Genomic DNA, 19,737 nt, shown 5'->3' with positions numbered 1-19,737 from the left:
TTCCAGGCTACACACTTGACCAATAAAAAAGCCCTCATTTCTGAGGGCTTCACTTATTAGGACCAGCAATTATTCTTTAATGAATTTTTTCTGTACTGCCTGTCCGTTGGTGTCGGTGATGTCAATCACAAACACTCCATTGATCAGTTTACTTACGTCTATCTTGTTACCGATAACGATACCGCTCTGTATAAGCTGTCCGATTGCGCTGTACACATTGTACTTGGCACCGTCCTTCACCTTAGTTATGAAGAGTGTATTTTTAACAGGGTTAGGATAAACGTTGATCTGGGTAGGATCCATGATGTTGATAGGCATTGCCTTCGTAATCCTTACACGGTAATCTTCCACTTCACCATTGGCAAAGGTTGAACACATCTCTGGAGATCCGTCTCTGCTCATCGCTACCCTCATAACAACATATTTGTCATTTGTAAGGCTTACATAAGCATCTGCCGGTACGGAGAAGGTGCCTGTAACCGGCGTATTCTGGTTGGCCGGAGCAATAAGGATTCTTTCACTGTTGGAGAATACTCCGTCTCTGTTGAAGTCAATCCAGACAGTTACAGCTTCGTTATACTGGGTATTTGCCCATTCCTTGCTGATGGAAATCCTGTTACCGGTAGATCCCTGAACCAGAAGGATATGTCTTGTGATATCATTCACATAGCTGGTATAGCCTGATGCATCAGAATCACTGTTCATTTCTGTTCCGCCTGCCGGTCTCACGTTAACATTTGAAATATGTTCCGCAGCTGAACTTGCAGCTGTCATATCACAGTACATCAGTCCTGGAGTTGTAAATACATAAGGATGTGTGAACTGTTGGGTAGTTCCGCCACAAACGTTTGCAATCTGAACTTCATACTGAGTTTCTTCAAACAGTCCTGTAATGATGTATGTATTGACAGTAAGGTTTTGTGTATTCCATCCTGAAGAACCAACCTTTCTCCATCTCAGCACATAGGTCGCTCCCGGATACGCGTTCCAGTCTACCTGCGCCTGTGTCATGGTAATATTGGTTACGGTAAGACCGATCGGCGCCATCTCACAGGTTGGCAATGTAGTAAACACCTGTGGTGTAGTATAAGGATTAACTGCACCTGAACATTCCGAAGCAACACGTACTTCATAAGTGGTATACGGGTTAAGACCTGTTAGTGAATACGATGTACCTGTTACGGTAACTGTGGTCCAGGTAGCGGCACCAACCTCACGGTACTGAAGTACATAGGAAGCAGTCGGAACCGGATTCCATGAAACTAAGGCACTGTTTGGTGTTATTGAAGTTACAGTAAAGTTAGTAGGTGGCTCAGGATCACACTTGGTTTCAAACGGAACTTCCGTTGGTGCTCCCGGTACGTTGTCACAAAGTGCTACAACCTGTACAATATACTGTGTTGAAGGCGTCAGGTTAGGAATGGTATACGTACCTGTAAGATAAGTAACAGGAATCTGACCGGTCCAGTTGGCTGCACCAACAGGTTTGTACTGTACAATGTAAGTTGCACCTCCCGGATCAGGTGTCCACGTAACGGTTGCAGTGTTGTGTGTAATTCCGGACACCACTACGTTCTGAGGTGCAGCGTTGTTACAAGGAATCGGCTCAACCAGACGTACCGGATAATCTTCAACCTCGCCATAGTTAAATGTTCCACAAGCCGTCGGCACAGTGGTAAGTCTGGCAATTACCCTCATTTTGGTATTGTAAGGACTTGCATAACCTACGGCAGGCACTGCGAATGTAGTTGATACCGGAGTGATCTGGCTTGAAGCAGTGTTAAGAACAAGTTCTGCAGTATCAAAGATACCATCTCTGTTAAAATCGATCCAGGCAGAAACAGCCACGTTGGACGGTGCGTTAACCCATCCTTTTTCAACTGAAATAGTGTTTCCTGTAGATCCAAGAACAAGAGTTACCAGTTTGGCAGGATCTAAATAGTAGTCAGTATAAGTACTTGGTCCGGAGTTGTTCACCATTGGTGCACTGATCGGGAAACCGGTTGGTGTCACTGTTACATTCGTAATATGTTCATCAACCGGTGTGGTGGTCGATCCCGCGCTACACCAGTTCAACGGCGGTGTTGTAAACTGGAATGGTGCACTGTAAGCTCCCTGAGTTCCGCTACATACGTAAGCAACACGGAATTCATAGGTTTTCTGTTCCTGAAGACCGGTAAGAACATGGAAACTGTTTACAGGTGCAGGAGTAACAGTGGTCCACGGTGATACCGGGTTCGTTACTTCTCTCCATTCCAGCACATAAGCTGCTCCCGATGCAGGAATCCAGGAAAGTGTCGCAGAAACAGGTCCTACATTACTTGCTGACAGTCCTTGTGGCGCAGCCGAAGTACATGGGATTGGTTCCACCAGTTCCACATTATAATCCTCAACTTCTCCCCACGTAAATCCACCGCAGGCATTTGGATTTCCTCCTTCCTGAAGTATTACCCTCATTCTGGTTTTCAGTGGTCCAACATAGGATCCTGGTGGGTTAGGAACTGTAAACGTTGCATTTACAGGTGTAGTGGTATTTGATGGTGAGTTAAGAACTCTTTCAGAAGCTTCGAAAGTTCCATTTCTGTTAAAGTCAATCCAAACACCCGTTCCCGCTGCATAATTTGTTCCTAGCCATGCTTTGGAAACGGAAACAGTGTTACCTGAAGTACCGATCACCAGTCTTACGAGACGTGAAGGATCATTTGTATAGTCCGTATATACACCACCGGTACCGGTTGAATTGGAAACCATTGCCGGCGCTCCGATTGCGTTAACGGTTACATTGGAGATATACTCGTAAGGCGTTGTGCTGGTAGGCGCAGACGTACAGTAGGACATAGCCGGGGTCGTGAACTGAATAGGTCCGGCAAAAGCACCCTGCGTACCACTACACACATAAGCTACCCTGAATTCATATTGCGTTTGTTCCTGTAAACCTGTTAGAACATGGAAACTGTTCACCGGAGCCGGAGTTACAGTATTCCAGGTAGGCGAACCGACTTGTCTCCATTGCAACACATAACTTGCACCTAGAGCAGGCATCCACGATAAGTTGGCAGTCGTACTGGTAAGTCCACTAGCCATAACATTCGTTGGCGCTGCAGCCGTACATGCAGGTAGTGGCTCACCTACAAACTGAACTTGCGGAATGGCAGAATATCTGGAACTTGCTGAAGGTGGTGAAGCAGGATCAGGATTCACTGAATCACTTCTATACAATATACCTCTGTTAGTTCCGGCTGTATAACTTCCCCAGTTAGCAGTACATGAAAGACCGGGAGAATTTTCATCCACAGCAATAACTATATTATTTACTCCATCCCATACAAATGGAACGTTGAGAGTAAGTTCCACCCACGTACCGGCCACCATATTTGGAAGCGTACCTGTATAAACCTGCATCATTTGGTTTAGAGGCACATAGGAAGTTGTGGTTGCAAAGTTGGCCTGCGTGGTATTTCCCATGTAAACAACCCACTGGTTATAATTGGCCTGAGTTGAAGCGGGTGAAGACACTTTGAAACGCACTTTAGTTATAACATTATTAGCTCCGAGAGCTGCTGTAACTTCTGCACCTGTATAAATTTGCTGCGAATAGCTGTATCCATAACATGAATATACAGGAAGAAACCCTTGATTTGCTGTACCTGAGCCTATCTGTCCCGGAGTGAATTCAGGACCGGCAACCCAGAAACTACTGTCCGTAGATGAACAGATCGCTCGCACCCACCAGTAATAGGTTGTACCCGGAATCAGCGAAGGAAGATTCACACTGGTACCTGTAACCGCGGTTCCAACTGTAGCTGCTGTAGGCGGTGTATTGGTAGTGGTTAGATAATATTGATAACCGTTAGCCGGTGCTGGTGAAGGTGCTGTCCAGTTAAGGGTTGCGGAATTAGGTGTAAGGTTGGTTACGTTCGGGTTGCCTGGAACAACACATGTCGGAATGGCAAAATTGACATTATCTATCCCTCCGGCCGGCGCAGTACCTAAACTTCCGTCATTTCTCCACTCAAAAACCAGCCTCATATTAGCACCAGCGAAGGTGTTGATGGCTACATTGGTGTTAAAGTAGTTTTGCCAAGTGGACTGCATATTCATATTACCGCCTAGCTGTATCCGTCCGGCACCGGCAGTAATTTGTGTACCTGCTGTGGGTGTAAAGGTTGAAGGAACCAGCCATACCCGCAGGTAATCACAGCAGGATTCACCATTTGCCCGCCAGTCAAATGACAGCGTAGCAACTGTAGAACCCGCAGGGATAATCAAATCCTTGTAAGCATGCGCCACACTGGTGGAGTTATTGGTATACTCATTGGTAACACCGTTGTCGTTGGAAATATAGATCGCATCGGCAGGATTACCTGCTGCGGATCCATGTGCCCACTTGTTAGCCTGTGCGCCAACGAAAGTAAAATCGTTAGTGGTGAATGGCTGGCTATAGGGTAAGGGTGACGGCGTGCCCTGACCACTAACCTGGGCCATAAACCCTAAGATCAGCATTAATAAAAGTTTTTTCATAATAACACTATTTCTATATTATCTACAAATCTAAGATTTTTTTAGAAGTTATTGCATAAGTCCTGATATTTTTTTAAAGTTTAAAGCCAGTTTCAACATTTTTACGTATTCTTTCAGCAAAACGGCTTTCAGACCAAAAAAAATCCCCTCCAAATCAAATTCGGAGGGGATTGTTATCATTAAAGTGTCTTATTTCTTGATGAACTTGGTGCTCATCTTAAGATCTCCATCCGTTACCGTAATAATATAGGTACCTACTGTAAGACCTGCAACGTTAACCTGATTACGCTTGATCTGTCCACCGCTAACCAGCTGTCCTACCATATTATGGATTTGGTACAGCGCACGGTCTGAAACCTTAGTAATATTCAGTACATCTGTAGCAGGGTTAGGATAAATCTTTACTCCTGAATCCTGTACTTCACTGGTGGCCATGGCTCCAGTTACAACTACATTATAATCCTCTACTTCGCCGTAACCTGGATTTGCACATGGGTTGGTAAGTATCGCACCTGCATTGGATGCACCTGCATATATATTGATTACCCTCATTCGCAACGGTTGTCCTGTCACAACCGTAGCCGGAACCGTGAAACTGGCAGTAACCACCGCTGTATTACTTACGGGAGAAGTCATCACCCTCTCGGCATCCTCAAAGGTGCCATTCATGTTAAAATCAATCCACGCAGATACCGCATCATAATCCGGAACGTTGTTTAGCCAGGCTTTCGTTACAGAAAGGGTATACGTGTTACCCTGTGCCAGATTAATCTGCAGCGCCGGATTAGTCGTATAGTTGGTATAAGTACTGTTTGCAGAAGTATTATTCACATTGGCAAGCGTCACATTTGAAATATATTCATACAGGGTATTCTGCGCAGCTGCCGGACAATATGTAACTACTGTGGTTGAGAAGTTAACCGACGCACTGAAAGGTCCCGGGGTTCCGCTGCAGGTCGCATTTACCTGTACTTCATAGTTTGAATTCTGCTGCAGTCCGGAAAGGGTTACTGTTGGATTGGCAGTTGTTACCGTAGTCCATGTTGGTGATCCCACAATTCTGTAACGCACTTCATAAGTAGCACCGTTCATGGCCGTCCACATTACTGTAGCACCTGAGCCGGAAATTCCGGACACAGATACACCGGTAGGCGCAGTTCCGTCACAAGCCGCCAACGGGCCAATCTGTAACGAACCTACTGCATAAAATACATTATTAACAGCACTTACACGAACTTTTACGTTGGAGCCCGTAGGGATACCGGTAAACACAACATTTTCCGAACCGTCATTAGGTGTGGAAGCCAGCAGAGTTACCCATGTGGTTCCATCATTTGTAGTATAATCAATTTTTACATTGGCTACATTATATGGAGCCGCATTGGTAGACGCTACGTCCCAGGTTAAAGGACCAGCTATATTGTTGTAGCCGGTAACCGATGTCACACGGAAAGGTCCTGCATCCCCAACGGTAATACTTTGCTGGGCAAACTGAGTTTGCTGCTGGTTGGATATCGGATGGTTATCGCGAACTGTCACACGGAAGGTTTGAGGTCTCGCAACCGTGGAGACAGCTTCCCAAAGGTTGTTACTGTTGTTCAGAACTCCTGCAAGTACAGACGACAGTCTTGGAAAGTATCTTGTAGGACTTGTTGTAGGAGGCATGGAGCGGAACGAAGGCCCGGTGGTGAGTGTACCAAGGTTGGCAGCTGTGGTTGCGGATGAGCCATTATCAAACTGCTCCCAGGTATAATTCATTGGGTCATTTTCCGGATCAGTGGCACTCGCCGTAAGAACAAATGCTGTTCCTTTAGGAATGGTATAAGACGGCAAAGCGGCGATCACCGGTGGATTATTGGCTATATTGGTCTCAATATCACACGTCTTGGACATCAGGTTGTTCTGGATCTGCTGAATGGAGATTGCATGGAAATAAGGATCAGACTGGTTCTGAACATCTTGGTTAGTGATTCCGGCATAACCCATAATGGTAGATCCGGATCCCGGCTCCATGCTGCTTCCACCACCCTGAATCTGATGGGTGAATGTGTGTGTTCCGGCAAGCTGATGTCCCATTTCATGGGCTACATAATCAATGTCGAATGCATCTCCCATCGGTTGGCCGCTTCCAGGTGAGGTGTACGCGGATCCTTTACCGTTGGGAACTGCGGCAGTCGGATTAATACAGATACATCCGATACAACCAGCATTTCCACCACCTCCGTTACTTCCGAAAAGGTGACCTATGTCATAGTTCGCATTGCCAACCACATTGGTAAGCGTTTGCTGTAACTGACCGTTCCAGGCATCCATACCTCCAGGTGCAGGTGCGTTCCACGCATCGTAAGGATCTGTGGCTGGGTTTGTATAGATAAGCTGTGGATAGTTCTGAAGCAACAGTCTTAGCGCCAAATCCTTTTCAAATACAAAATTCACCCTTGTAAGAGTGGCATTCATCTGTGTAAGAGCCTGGCTTACTCCTCCAAAGAAATTTGTATATTCTGCTGTAGTAGAAAGTGCCAGCCTTAGGGTGCGGAACTTTTTGTCAGAACTTTTGGCAAAATCTGCCGGGTTATGAGCAAAAGACTTACCTGAATTAAACAACTGTTCCATCTGCTTTTTCACCATTGGGTTCTCCTCAGTAGTACAGAGGAAACTGTCATTCCCGGTTCTGCCCGTCTTTGGATGAACCTTAAACAGAGATTTGGACTTATCGGCCGGAGATATAAACTGGTAATAACCATTGGCCTCAATTGAGGACTGAAAATCGTCTCCTGCCACACTGAATCTGATCAGTTTGGAAGGATCATCAATACCTACACCGGCATAAGAACCAAGACCGTACTGGTCCGCAAGTTCTTTCACAACTACCGGTGCACTGTACACATTAAACCTTTCGGTCTTTCCACCCAATACCGGAATAGAAATAACAACCGGCTTAGCATAATTACCGGATTCCTGCGCATTAATCAACTGCGATTTAATCTGCTGTATATCCAGCACATAAAATTCCTCCTTTGTCTGCGCATTTATTACTCTGTCTCCTTTAGTTGGTGCCTTCTTCCACTGCGCAAAAGTTCCGGAAGACAAACCCAGGAGAACCATAAACGTAAATAGTTTCTTCATGATTCCATTAAATAATTTGAACAAAATTAATTATTTTTTACAATTAGGCGCATTTAATCCAGTAAAACTTTAGCATAAAACCACCTCATTGTCAATACTTCTGCATAGTTGAGATGTCTGTAATAATGTCGCAGACTGGCTTTAGGTAAATTGATGCCTGATAATCGGCAAAAAAAATATCCTCAAAAAATTTGAGGATATTCATATTGGAAAGGAAGTTATTTACTTCTTTATAAACTTAACATTTCCGGAAAAATCACCGTCATCCACGGTAATTATATAAGCACCTGCAGCCAGGCCGGAAACATTTACTTTATTATCCTGTAGCTTGCCCCTGGCCACTACCTGCCCGATGGAGCTGTATATAGAGTAAAGCGCACGGTTGGATACTTTTGTAATGTTCAGCACATCCTTTGCCGGATTGGGATACACTTCAAACTTTGCCGCGGCAGCTTCAGAAGTAGCCAGGTTTGAACTAAGTTTGAAAAGAACTGTTTCCTGGTCGCCAAAAGAACCACCACTGTATATTACAGTAGTACCGTCTTGTGATTTCAAATCAAAGTAGCCTGCACCATATCCACTGTTGATGCCGTCGCCGAAGCTGTCCGTAATCTGGAATGTATAGCAGTTATCTAAAGGAAGGTTCCAGGTCTCAGTAATTAGAGCCGGAATGGACGGGGATGTGTCTGAATATGGGCCACCGGAATAAAGGATGGCACCGGAACCGTTTCTCAGCTCCCAGCTGGTTTCATCACCATACATATCCTGCTGAAGTCTGAAAACTACTGTGCTGAAAGGATATACCGGCGAACCAAATGACTTTGTAGCTGAATTGTTTGTAGCACGCTGATCGGCAACACCGTTTACAGTCTGTATACCGGCAGTAACCGTAGTGAGTATGGTACCGGCAGGTAAACTTATTGTTATTGTGCTGAATTTATCCTGCGCGAGTGAACCCGTCCAGTTATAAACTTGGTTGGCACCTCCATTATAACTGTAATTAATTGCAGCTGAAGTCAGGAGAGAAGTACCGCGGTTGTAAACAGTCAGTTTGAACTGATTGGTCACCACGTCACAACCTGCACCCCCACACACATTTTCAATTTTAATTTCAGCGTCATTTGGGAAAAGTGGGATCGCAATATCTTTGGTTGAAGTTTTCAGCGAGGCTCTCCTTGGAGAATTGTTCATTACTGCCACAATTCTGGCCTTCTGGTCATTGGTAAAGATATTCATGCAGGAATCATTGGTATAGTTCATATAGTTACGAACCATATCCAATCCCGGACTGGAGGGACAGGAATCCTGGAAGTCATTGCAGTTATATTGAGCGTTTCCGGCACTGGAGGAGTTTGGTGTATCGTTGCAGAAATCATCTACCGTACAGCCGCCGTCGCCCCAAAGATGTCTCAGTCCAAGGAAGTGGCCCACTTCATGGGTCATGGTGCGGCCCAGATCAGAACCCTGCATCAGGTTGAAGGTTCCGTCATTATAATCAGAACTTCCGAAAGATCTGTAACCTGCAACAACGCCGTCAGAATTGGCAGCACCGCCATTTCCGGGCATTCCGGCCAAGCCCGAACCGCTTGGAAACTGCGCATAACCCAAGAGACCCTGAATAGAAAAGTTAACGGTCCACATATTCAGATAAGAGTTGGGATCCCATATTGTCTGAGGTTTCACCTTTGTATCAACATCATCTGGGTTCCAGGAAGTCTGACAAAGGTTTACGCGGTCTATACCATTGGTAGGGTTTCCGTTGGGGTCCACCTTTGCCAGGGCGAACTGAACCATCACATCAGCACCTACCGGGTCAAAATTCTCACCTCTGGTCCCAAAAACCTTCCGGAAATCGTTGTTCATGGCCTCAATCTGAGAAATCACCTGATTGTCACTAATATTTGCCTGAAATCCCACCTGCTGACCACTATGGATTACGTGAACAACTACCGGAATGGTAATAATTCCGTTATTCTGGGATTTATCTGCTTTTGCCTTCTCCACCAGGGGCGCCAGCCAGGCTTCAAACTGTGCATCATTCATCCTGTTGGGATCACTGGACTGCAGTCTGGCTTCATATTCAGTAGTAGCACACTTTATCACCGCCGGATTTTCCTGAATCTCTTTATTGGTGTATTTTTTGCCAAAAATAACTACATCTGAATCAGCTTTCGTCCGCTTCTGACCTTGCGTCGCTGTAGCACCCATGAAAAGTGCTGACAGAAAGAATGATTTCAGTAAAGACCTTTTACTCATAATTTGTTGTACTTTTATAAAAAATTAAATTTATTTTTAAGATTTGCGAAAATACAGGTTTTTTTAATGTTAAACCACATATTTTAAATAAAACAGGTGTTTTTTTGAATAATTTTATATAAAATCTGAATTTTTATGACTCACCTAAAAACCAGCCTCCTCCTTGCTCTTTCGCTGATAACGCTTCAGTGCAGTGCCCAGAAAAAGAAGCCTGAAAATAAAGATAAAACAGCAGTAAGCACTACTGCAAACAGGTTGAATATCCAGAAAATTGAACTCGAGGAAATGACCCGCGGCTCCCGAAGGATGGTGACCATCACCCCTACCAACAAAATAGTGGAAATAAACAGACAGGTTAAAAATGAAAAAATGTCCGCTGCGGAATGGAATGCCATTATCAACCAGCTCTCCGCTGAGAAACTGTCAGGACTCGGCAGTTATAAATCACCCACTACCAAGCGGTTTTATGATGGAGCTTTTTCTGCGGACCTTAAAATAACTGCAGGGGGCAAAGTGTACAACAGCCAAAGTTTTGATTCCGGAACACCACCCAAAGAATTTGCTGAGCTCTATTTTGCAGTTGCCAAAAACTTCAAAGAGAAATAATCAGAAGGAATAGGCAATATTCCACATATATCCCATGTTAAATTTACCGGAACTGCGGCCGAAGCCGGGGATGATCATGGGTTTAATATTTTCCTGTGTAGTTGAATACAGGACATATTTGGGCTGCACATTTACATCAATATAAAAATTACTGTCAAACAGTTGCACCCGTCCGCCGGCATAACCCTCAATCCAATAAGAGGATTGCGATGATGGCGGGAAAGCAACGGACGACGAACTTCCGCCGAAACCCCTCACAGGCACGGACCGGTATTCCTGCCTGTAAAATGAAGCTGCGGCCTTTCCCCCGACATAAAAACCGTTCAGAGCGTTTTCAGGATCCTTCATCAGCCTGTATAAGGCACCCAGTTTTATGAAAGGACCACTTACCTCAGCATCGTAACCGTTCTTGATGTAGCTGTTTGTTTCAAACCCTGCATCGGCTACCGCATGAAGTTCCTTCTTCAGCCTTGACGATACAAAACCCTGAAACACCTTTCGGTCGCCGAAGAATGAAAGTCCGGCACCCAGCACATCAACCCCAACAACAAAATTGGGACTGTACTTCCATCCTGATTTTTCCACAGGTTCCGCCATCTGCGCAGAAATAGCGAGTGAACAAAGACTAAAAAAGAAGGAAAAGGTGAGTTTTGCTTTCATTTACTATTTCATTTTGAGCAGTTTCAACTCCCAATACAGGATCGGGTTGCTGAAGGTCTGCAGACAGGCCAGTATATAATCTCCTTATTCCGCAGGCCGGCGATACATATTCTGTGCTCGTGGTATAATTTAAGCGTACATGCGACACAGGACCCGTGCGGGATGTCGCAACGAAAATATCGGTAAAAGGCAGGTCCTCCACACGAAGTGGCAACAGCAGGGAGTCTGTCTTAACCGTATTCTGAACTACAGTCACAGGACCGGAACCGTAATCCACCGCCACAAACACGGAATCAAGTGTGCGGGGCTTGCCCGTGGCAAATGTCTTAAATTTTATCTTTACCCTGGGAGTTCCTTCACCTCCTGTACACACGTCATCATCTGTACTGCATGAAATCAGCAGCAGTAAGGAAGTGAGTACTGTAAGAAAAAACTTCATCAGCTTCGTGGATTAAGGGCTTTTTCCAAACGGAATACCAGGTCATCATAATGGTATTTGGTAATGGTATCTGCTCCTGATTTTGCAGTAAGTTCGTTTTTCAGCTCGTTCAGTACACCGCGAACAACCGCTTTTACATCGGAATTATCTGAAACAGCAACTGATCTGCCGGGTCTGCCTGCACCGGACGAGGGTTTGGCATTCAGCAGTGCAACCATGGATTCCACATAATTACGCTGCAGATTCCTGCGGTAAAGATCCGGTTTGCCGCGGAACACTTCAGCTTTAAGGTCATTCATATATTCCGCCACAGGATAGGCATTATTTTCGACAGCCTGTGTCTGGTACATCATCTGGAGTACACTTGTACTCAATATCCTGTTCAGCACAGAATTTTGAAGCCGCTCCACTACTTCTACCGGTGAGGTGCCTGTCCTGTCGAATATGTCATTCCTCAGCAGCCACTCAGGTGTTTCAAATATGTTTCTGCTTAAGAAATTCAGAGCATCCTTTTGGTCTTTACGCGGTACTGCTTCATAAACAGGACCTTTCTGCTCCACCGATTTAGGCGTTTCCATCTGTCCGCCTATATATTTTGAAACGTGCCCCAGATATCTGCTGAACTGCGAAGTCACCTGATCGTACATCATGCTGAGGTCGTTATAACCTTCATTAGGCGTAGCGGTCCATTCATCCAGGTTTTTAACAATTCGGCCCAGGTTTTTTATACCATAGGTTCCGGCCAGCATAGGATTATCCCCAATCTGCTCACTTTGCAGACGCGGATCGAAGGGGTTGCTTTCGGTACCGAACCAAAGCCTTGGATTTTTCATTTTATCCATGACCCATTTGTTCAGATATTCCTTTTCTTTCTCCGGCGAATCAAACTGATAAAAACGACGGTAACCCCATTCGATGGCCCAGTCGTCATAGTCGCCGATGCGGGGCATTATGCCACTGTCCGGAATCCTGTCTTCCGGCTGTGCTACATAGTTGAACCTGGCATAGTCCATAATGGAGGGGGTATGGCCATTCTCTTCCAGCCATTTTTTGTCCCTGAGTTTTTCTACCGGTACCGCCGCACTTGAGATGAAGTTGTGTCTCAGTCCCAACGTGTGACCTACCTCATGAGCTGAAACAAAACGGATCAGTTCTCCCATAAGCTCATCATCGAAATTCATTTTGCGCGCACGTTCATCATTTGGTGAAGCCTGAATGAAATACCAGTTACGCAGCAGGTTCATAACATTATGATACCAGTTGATGTGACTTTCCAGAATCTCACCGGTACGAGGGTCGGAAATTGAAGGTCCTGAAGCATTGGGCACATCAGAGGGTTTGTATACTATAGCCGAGAAACGCGCGTCTTCCAGACTCCACTCCGGGTCTTCCTTTACATTTGGAATCTTAGCATACACGGCATTTTTAAAACCTGCCTTTTCGAAAGCCTTCTGCCAGTCATTTACGCCCTGCATGAGGTAAGGCACCCACTTCTTCGGTGTGGCCGGATCAATATAAAATACAATGGGCTTGGCGGGTTCTACCAACTCGCCTCTTTTATATTTTTCCAGGTCCTGCGGCTTTGGCTCCAGTCTCCATCTTTTGATCAGCGATACTCTCTTTACTCCCTGCGGGTCCAGGTCGAAATCTGTATAGCCCACGGTAAAATATCCAACGCGGGGGTCGAAGTATCGGGCCTGCATCTTATTTTCAGGCAGCATAACAAGAGAGGAGTTAATCTCAACCGTATAGTTTCCGCTTACTGTAGGTTTCTCCACGCCCGGCGGGAATGTAACATCGCCCAATGTTCTTGCGAATGTCTTGGTCGTATTTATTTCCAGGTTGGTGGGGAAGGATTTTATGAAGTTGATGAATGATTTATCTTTCTGAAAAGCTCCTACCTTAAACCTCTTCTTCATGCCAGCATCAAAGGAGACAAGTTCATTGTCCGCGTTCACCAGATCGGTAACCTCTACAACGAAAGATTTTTTGTCCTTACCGTAGGCTTTAATGTCGAAGGCATGTATGATTGCCTGCATATTGTTACGCATTACCGAACTGTACATCTGGGAAGTGGAGTCAGCAGCGTAGTCGGCATAGGAAATTGAGCGTACAAAAAGCTTGTCCTGCGGACCTTTTTCAAAAGTGATCAGATTCTGTGCGATCTGGTCGCCGGCATAACCTGTGGTTCCGGAACGCATACCTGCGGCAGCCTTGGTAAGACGGGTAACCAGAAGAAATTCTTTTGCAAGAACCTTATCCGGAATTTCAAAGTAATATTTCTCATCTACCTTATGAACGGTGATGGCTCCGGCATCCGAAATGGCTTTAGAGGTAATGACGTCCTTATATGGTTTTACAGTTTCTTTCTTTTTGTCCTTTGCAGCAGTATCCGGCTTTTTTACGGCAGCGGTGTCTGTTTTCACTACAACAGTATCCCGTTCCTGCGCGCCTGAAAACGAAAAGGCTGAAGTTACAAGGGTGAGTATGAATAAGTTCTTAAGAATCATCAAATTTTTTATTTGGCTAAAGATAGAAAATTACAGTAACACGAAGCGGAATAAATTGAACCAACTGGCCAGTAACTAGAAGGAATAAGGTCACTAAAAATGGAACAGGTTTAAATCCGCTCCATCAGAGCAATGTTTTCCACGTGATGCGTCTGCGGGAACATATCTACCGGAAGGATCTTCACCAAACGGTACTGGTCTTTCATAAGGGCAAGGTCCCGGGCCTGGGTGGCCGAATTACAGCTTACGTAGACAATACGCTGAGGAGCAAGTTTCAGGATCTGCTCCACCACCTTCTGGTGCATACCGTCGCGCGGCGGGTCGGTAATAAGTACATCTGCCGGTGGATGGTTGGCCAGGAATTCATCATTGAAGATATCCTTCATATCTCCACAGTAGAAGGTACAGTTGGAAAGCCCGTTCAGTTCCGCATGCTCCTTTGCCGCAGCAATAGCTTCGGGTACGGACTCAATGCCGATGACCTGTTTTGCGTTGCGGGCCACGTACTGTGCGATTGTTCCGGTACCTGTGTAAAGGTCATACACCACTTCATGACCCTGCAGGTCTGCAAACTCAAGAGTCTTGCGGTACAGCTCAAGCGCCTGCCGGTAATTGGTCTGGAAAAAGGATTTGGGCCCAATCTTGAACTTCAGGCCGTCCATTTCTTCCATTATAAAGCCGTCACCAAAGTAGGTTATAACTTCCTGGTCATAAATGGAGTCATTCTGCTTACTGTTTATGGTATAAACCAAAGTTTTAATCTGGGGAAATTCCTTCAGCAAAAATTCGAAAAGCTTTTCGCGGTTTTCCTTTTCCTCACGGAAGAGCTGGAAAAGTACCATCCACTCCCCCATCGAGTTTTGGCGCAGCATCAAGGTACGCAGGAAACCTTCCTGACTTTTTACATCAAAAAAATCCAGACCGTTGGCGGCGGCATAGTTACGTACTGCCAGACGGATGTCATTGGAAGGTGGTTCCTGAAGCCAGCATTCCTTCAGGTCCAGGATTTTGCTCCACATTCCGGGGATATGAAAGCCCAGGGCATCGCGGCTGCCGAAATTCTCCTCGGAACTGATTTCATACTGGGTAAGCCAGCGCGCATTGGAGAATGAAAACTCCATTTTGTTGCGGTAGAAGTACTGCTCTGCACTGCCCAGGATGGGCAGCGTTTCAAAGTTCTCAATGCCACCAATTCTTTTTATATGGTTAAAGACCTCATCCTGTTTAATGTCCAGCTGTTTTTCGTAGGACAGATTCTGCCATTTGCAGCCGCCGCATACTCCGAAATGGATACACTTAGGCTCCACACGGAAAGGGGAAGGTTCCAGTATTTCTACGGTTTCGGCTTCAAAGTAGTTGGATTTCGCTTTTTTCACGCGGGCATTTACACGGTCGCCGGGGACTGCGCCCGACACGAGCACGGTTTTGCCCTCGGCGGTACGGCCTATGGCCACGCCTTTTGCACCGGCGGAAACAAGCTGAATATTTTCGAGTATCTGATTTTTTCTTCTGTTTTTAGACATGCAGCAAAAGTACGCTTTTGGAATAAAAAAACCGCCGGCCGGCGGTTTGGAATTATTTGCGGTGAAGAAAGGTAATGACAAGTGTCTTTTTCTCATTCCTGGTAAAAGTTAGGGGTTTATTAGTTCTATACTCTATTCCTCCGAAGGGCTCATGGTAAAAACGTCATAAAGTGTCCAGCGGGCTTTTGATCTGCGCTTTGGAAAGGTCGGTAACGTGGGTATAGATTTCGGTGGTCTTAAGGGAACTGTGCCCCAGGAAATCCTGGATGAATCGAATGTCGGTGCCGGTTTCCAGCAAATGGGTGGCAAAGCTGTGGCGGAGCCCATGGATGCCTATTTTTTTCTTTATTCCGGCTTTCTCCAGGGCTTTTTTAAAGACGGCCTGTACCGACCGCGCAGCATACGCAGCGCCCGCCTGCCCTTCAAAAAGGTAGACTTTGGGCTGGTACTCCAGGTAGTAGTTCCGCATATCGGTAAGCAGGCTTTCGGGCAGGAGGGTCAGACGGTCTTTTTTGCCTTTTCCCTGTTCTATGCGCACGAGTTTCCGGGCACTGTCAATGTCCGTAAGTTTAAGCGCCACGACCTCGCTTACGCGCAGCCCCATTCCGTAGCACACCTGCAGTATTAGGCGGTGTTTCGGATTCTCCGTGACCTCAATAACTTTTCTCACTTCTGTTTTGGTCAGCATTTTAGGCAGGGCCTGTTTCTTTTTAGGCCGAGGTATGTCAATAAACATCCGTTCACGGTGCAGCACCTGTTCAAAATAGAATTTCACGGCATTGATGCGGGTGTGAATTTCGCTCGCGGAAAGCTTAAGTTCCTCATGGCAATACAGGAAGTAGGCGCGCAGCCGGTCCGGGGTAAGGTCTTTTACAGGATGGTTTTTAAGGACATAAAGCAGTTGAGCAAATGCGGTGCTGTAGGTGCGGGCGGTATTTGGGCTATATCCCTTAAGCAGGAGGTGCTCCTGGAAGCGTTTGTATTCCGGAAGATTAATGAGGTGAATCTGGGCGAGTACCGCTTTGCCGGTAATTTGCAGGGGCATATTGAACAGCTGGCGATGGTAGCGGTTATCAGTCACATACCATTTTTTATTGGTGGCCGACCAGCGTGCCTTGCTATGCGACCGCAGGCAGGCAATCATCTCAGCGTTTTTTTCGAACTGGATCCATATTACATTTTTCCCCTCATGGGTACCTTCGAAAAAGCGATATCTTTTGTCTGAAAAGTCCATATTCACTATGCGCATTTATGATATGTTAATATTTCTAAAAAAAAGCAGTTAATCGGATCGTTACAATATAAAATGCGCACTTCAAATATAAGCATAAAGCCTTAATAATCCGTTAGGTATTGCAGTTTATAATTTTTTAACAAAAAACATTACGACAGCAGATAATATACATATATTTACGTGTTAGTAACCATTTTAAAAAACCGACAACATTGACACGACTATTTTTAATATTGACATTTTTTTCGCTGACCTTTTTAACATCTTGCAAGAATTATTATAATGATACAATCAAATGGGCAGATGAAATAAAGATTGGTACAGATATTAAAACAATAAAAAACAATCAACCTGAATTTATTGAAATCGATTGGAACAAACCAAATAAAGTCGAAACAGAAACGAGATATTTAATAACTAAAATAAAAGGCAATCGAGACATATTAGCAATGTCTCACTATTTAGTATTTATCAACAACAAATATCAAGGACGTGAAACACAAAAGTAACATACAAGAATGAGGATTTTAAAAGGAATAAAATATCTATTTATTACAACTCTCGGAATATTACTTTTAATAACTTTTTTGGGGTTAACTCATCGATTTACAAATCCTGGATTTAAAAGCATAAGTCTAGTGGACTTAAAATACCTAGTACAGGCAATTACAATAAATATAATATTTCTATTATTGATAATATTGATTATACAACGAACAAAAAGAAAAAACGGCTACTAACAAGGGTTTTGCGTCAGGCGGGCTGAAGTGCAAAATTCAACGGTAGTTTTTCAATTGAACTTTAGTAATAATATCCGCTTTTGTGCTTCGATTTCCCGCCCGAACGCAAAGCCCCAAAACGTTAGCTGAAAGTCTTCCAAAACAAACCGCAAATGAGTGAAATCAAAGGAAAATTTGAAAACAAAACATTAATTTATTTTGCTTTTATTTCGAGCTTTATACTATTCTTCTTTACGTTTAAATTTTATAATTCAGAACTTCCAAATAGAAGTAATACAACTGAAATAAAAGGTATTATTAAAGAAAATATTTCTATAAAAAAAGGGCGAAGAGGAAGCAGAACATTAATTATTAAATTACGTGAATATCCTAAAATTAATTTTACAATTGGTAGTGTTTCATTACGTCAAACCTATGAAGAAAAATTATTAGAAGAAAACAAATTAGGAGATTCAATCATATTGCTCATTGAAAGCGAAGAATATAAAAGAAAAATACTTAAAACAGAAAATATTCCTTTTCCAGAAAACATTCTACATCCTGAAAAAATAAGTATTGTTGAAATTAATAGTAAGAATTTTAGTTATTTAACACTTAATGATTACAACAAAGAACACAAAGAGAATAATTATTTAGCAATAGCTTTTTTCGGATTATTTGGAATTCTTATGACATTTTTAGGAATAAAAGGAATCATATATCACAAGAAAAACTTCAAATAAAGACCTTCAGCTAACATCGTATTGGCAAAATGCGGGGTTAAAGTCTAAGTTGAACTATTTGTAATATTTAGCCGCCAATATTTTCCAATTCCACATTTTTGATTAACTTAGTTCCATTGAAAAAATATTGGCTACGATTGGTCTAAACTTGAACTTTCGTTCAAATTTAGCCCGCACTTCGCCAATACTTTTTCCGTTGTAGGTAACGCCACTGACAGTCTTGCCGCCGATAGTAAATCCCGAAAACACCTTTTTTTTTCTCCCGAAACCGACCTGAACTCGACCAAACTCATGAGCTTAAACTGGATAAGCATGCAGCGCACTTTGCGGCCGGATTCAAGATCCTGAAAAATGGCGCTACCTACAACACGGCATTTCTGTAACCGGGGTTGAGGTTTACCTCATGAAGACTTTCGCCGACTGTTCTTTTTGTTATATTTACAAAAACTTACCTTAAAAGTCCCGGCTACAGAAATGCCCGGGACGTTATAGCCAATTGTAAAACAACACCGCAAACGAACAGACAAATTGAACTTGATAGACAAAATAAAACAGTTGACAACTAAGCAGGACAATTCACCCGAACTGAAAAAAGGAGAGATAAAACAAATTCTCATTCAGACGGCAAGTGAAGTTTTGCCTGACTTTGAATTTTTAACATATAAAAATAGTTGCTACTCATTTCAGCGACTAAGACAGGTAAACAATTTGACAGTTCACGAAATACTACACATAATCTTTACGCTAAAAGACAAAAACTTTGCTTACTCAATTGCTTCAAGATTAAACCCAGATTACATTTTTTCTAACCAATACAACATTGGACTTTTAAATCCGCATAAAGACTTAAAAGTATTGCGACATAATTCAGGTGCGTTAAATATTGAAGACGCTTACAATTTCCACAACGGACAAGTTGAAACGACAACAAAAACTGTGAAGGAAATTTTTGGCGACTTTAAAAAATATGGACTTCCATTTCTTGAAAAACAAACTGAAAGACTAAAATCTAATTCAATAGTAAAACGTGGTTTTGACTACATAGAAGATTTAAAAACTGACAAGCAAAAACTGAAAACTGAAATTACAGAAGAACTAAATAAAGGTGGACTCTTACTTTCTAGTATAAAACACCCAATTTATATTGACTTAAAAGAAAAACTTCAATCAGTAAGCGGACAAAGCAAAGAAGACAGACAACTTATACCGAAGACAGCACACGAATTATTAGAACTATATTGGACGAGATGAAAATAACAACTGGCTATAACAGGCGTTTGGCTCAATGGCGGGTGACGTGGTTAATTGAACATTCTGCCTCGCATCAACTTTTGTGGTGTATTGACAGTTTTGTGCTCCGAAATCCGCCACTGCGCCAAGCGCCAAAACGATGTGCAAAA

Annotated in this window: 12 protein-coding genes; 4 read left to right on the top strand and 8 right to left on the bottom strand. The window is 43.8% G+C overall.

Annotation, left to right across the window (positions count from 1 at the left end):
• Positions 1-69: 69 nt before the first annotated feature.
• The 3 genes from P0M11_RS00730 to P0M11_RS00720 all read right to left on the bottom strand — a co-directional run bounded on the left by P0M11_RS00730 (position 70) and on the right by P0M11_RS00720 (position 9,903).
• Positions 70-4,521: a fibronectin type III domain-containing protein gene (locus tag P0M11_RS00730; protein WP_275624022.1), complete on the bottom strand. Its 4,452-nt coding sequence runs from the start codon at positions 4,519-4,521 to the stop codon at positions 70-72.
• A 189-nt stretch (positions 4,522-4,710) separates the two neighbouring features.
• Positions 4,711-7,647: a reprolysin-like metallopeptidase gene (locus P0M11_RS00725; protein WP_275624021.1), complete on the bottom strand. Its 2,937-nt coding sequence runs from the start codon at positions 7,645-7,647 to the stop codon at positions 4,711-4,713.
• Between the two features lie 222 nt (positions 7,648-7,869).
• Positions 7,870-9,903: a M43 family zinc metalloprotease gene (locus tag P0M11_RS00720; RefSeq protein ID WP_275624020.1), complete on the bottom strand. Its 2,034-nt coding sequence runs from the start codon at positions 9,901-9,903 to the stop codon at positions 7,870-7,872.
• Positions 9,904-10,038: 135 nt separating this feature from the next.
• On the opposite strand from P0M11_RS00720, the gene P0M11_RS00715 reads away from it, so the two are divergent.
• Positions 10,039-10,509: a hypothetical protein gene (locus tag P0M11_RS00715; protein ID WP_275624019.1), complete on the top strand. Its 471-nt coding sequence runs from the start codon at positions 10,039-10,041 to the stop codon at positions 10,507-10,509.
• On the opposite strand, the gene P0M11_RS00710 is transcribed toward P0M11_RS00715, so the two are convergent.
• From P0M11_RS00710 to P0M11_RS00690, 5 genes are all read right to left on the bottom strand, one after another.
• Positions 10,510-11,169 (bottom strand): DUF6048 family protein, encoded by a 660-nt coding sequence (locus P0M11_RS00710; RefSeq protein ID WP_275624018.1) that lies wholly within the window; start codon positions 11,167-11,169, stop codon positions 10,510-10,512. It lies immediately after the preceding gene.
• Positions 11,135-11,608, bottom strand: a complete 474-nt coding sequence (locus P0M11_RS00705; protein ID WP_275624017.1) for a DUF6452 family protein — start codon at positions 11,606-11,608, stop codon at positions 11,135-11,137. The genes P0M11_RS00710 and P0M11_RS00705 overlap by 35 nt, the downstream gene beginning before the upstream one ends.
• Positions 11,608-14,118 (bottom strand): zinc-dependent metalloprotease, encoded by a 2,511-nt coding sequence (locus P0M11_RS00700; RefSeq protein WP_275624016.1) that lies wholly within the window; start codon positions 14,116-14,118, stop codon positions 11,608-11,610. The genes P0M11_RS00705 and P0M11_RS00700 overlap by 1 nt, the downstream gene beginning before the upstream one ends.
• Positions 14,119-14,228: 110 nt before the next feature.
• The gene (rlmD, locus tag P0M11_RS00695; protein ID WP_275624015.1) at positions 14,229-15,641 is read right to left on the bottom strand and encodes a 23S rRNA (uracil(1939)-C(5))-methyltransferase RlmD; all 1,413 of its coding nucleotides are present in this window, start codon (positions 15,639-15,641) and stop codon (positions 14,229-14,231) included.
• A 163-nt stretch (positions 15,642-15,804) separates the two neighbouring features.
• A complete protein-coding gene (locus tag P0M11_RS00690) occupies positions 15,805-16,890 on the bottom strand; it encodes a site-specific integrase (RefSeq protein ID WP_275624014.1) in 1,086 nt (361 codons plus the stop codon).
• A gap of 197 nt (positions 16,891-17,087) precedes the next feature.
• On the opposite strand from P0M11_RS00690, the gene P0M11_RS00685 reads away from it, so the two are divergent.
• The 3 genes from P0M11_RS00685 to P0M11_RS00675 all read left to right on the top strand — a co-directional run bounded on the left by P0M11_RS00685 (position 17,088) and on the right by P0M11_RS00675 (position 19,588).
• Entirely contained in the window at positions 17,088-17,384 is a 297-nt protein-coding gene (locus P0M11_RS00685; RefSeq protein WP_131797735.1) for a hypothetical protein, read from the top strand.
• Between the two features lie 383 nt (positions 17,385-17,767).
• A complete protein-coding gene (locus P0M11_RS00680; RefSeq protein WP_275624013.1) occupies positions 17,768-18,337 on the top strand; it encodes a hypothetical protein in 570 nt (189 codons plus the stop codon).
• A gap of 555 nt (positions 18,338-18,892) precedes the next feature.
• Positions 18,893-19,588: a hypothetical protein gene (locus P0M11_RS00675; protein WP_275624012.1), complete on the top strand. Its 696-nt coding sequence runs from the start codon at positions 18,893-18,895 to the stop codon at positions 19,586-19,588.
• The last annotated feature ends 149 nt before the right edge of the window (positions 19,589-19,737 follow it).

Origin of the sequence: Kaistella sp. PBT33-4 (genome assembly GCF_029194425.1) — a bacterium.
Classification (GTDB): domain Bacteria; phylum Bacteroidota; class Bacteroidia; order Flavobacteriales; family Weeksellaceae; genus Marnyiella.
This window is presented reverse-complemented; position numbering and strand designations above follow the sequence as displayed.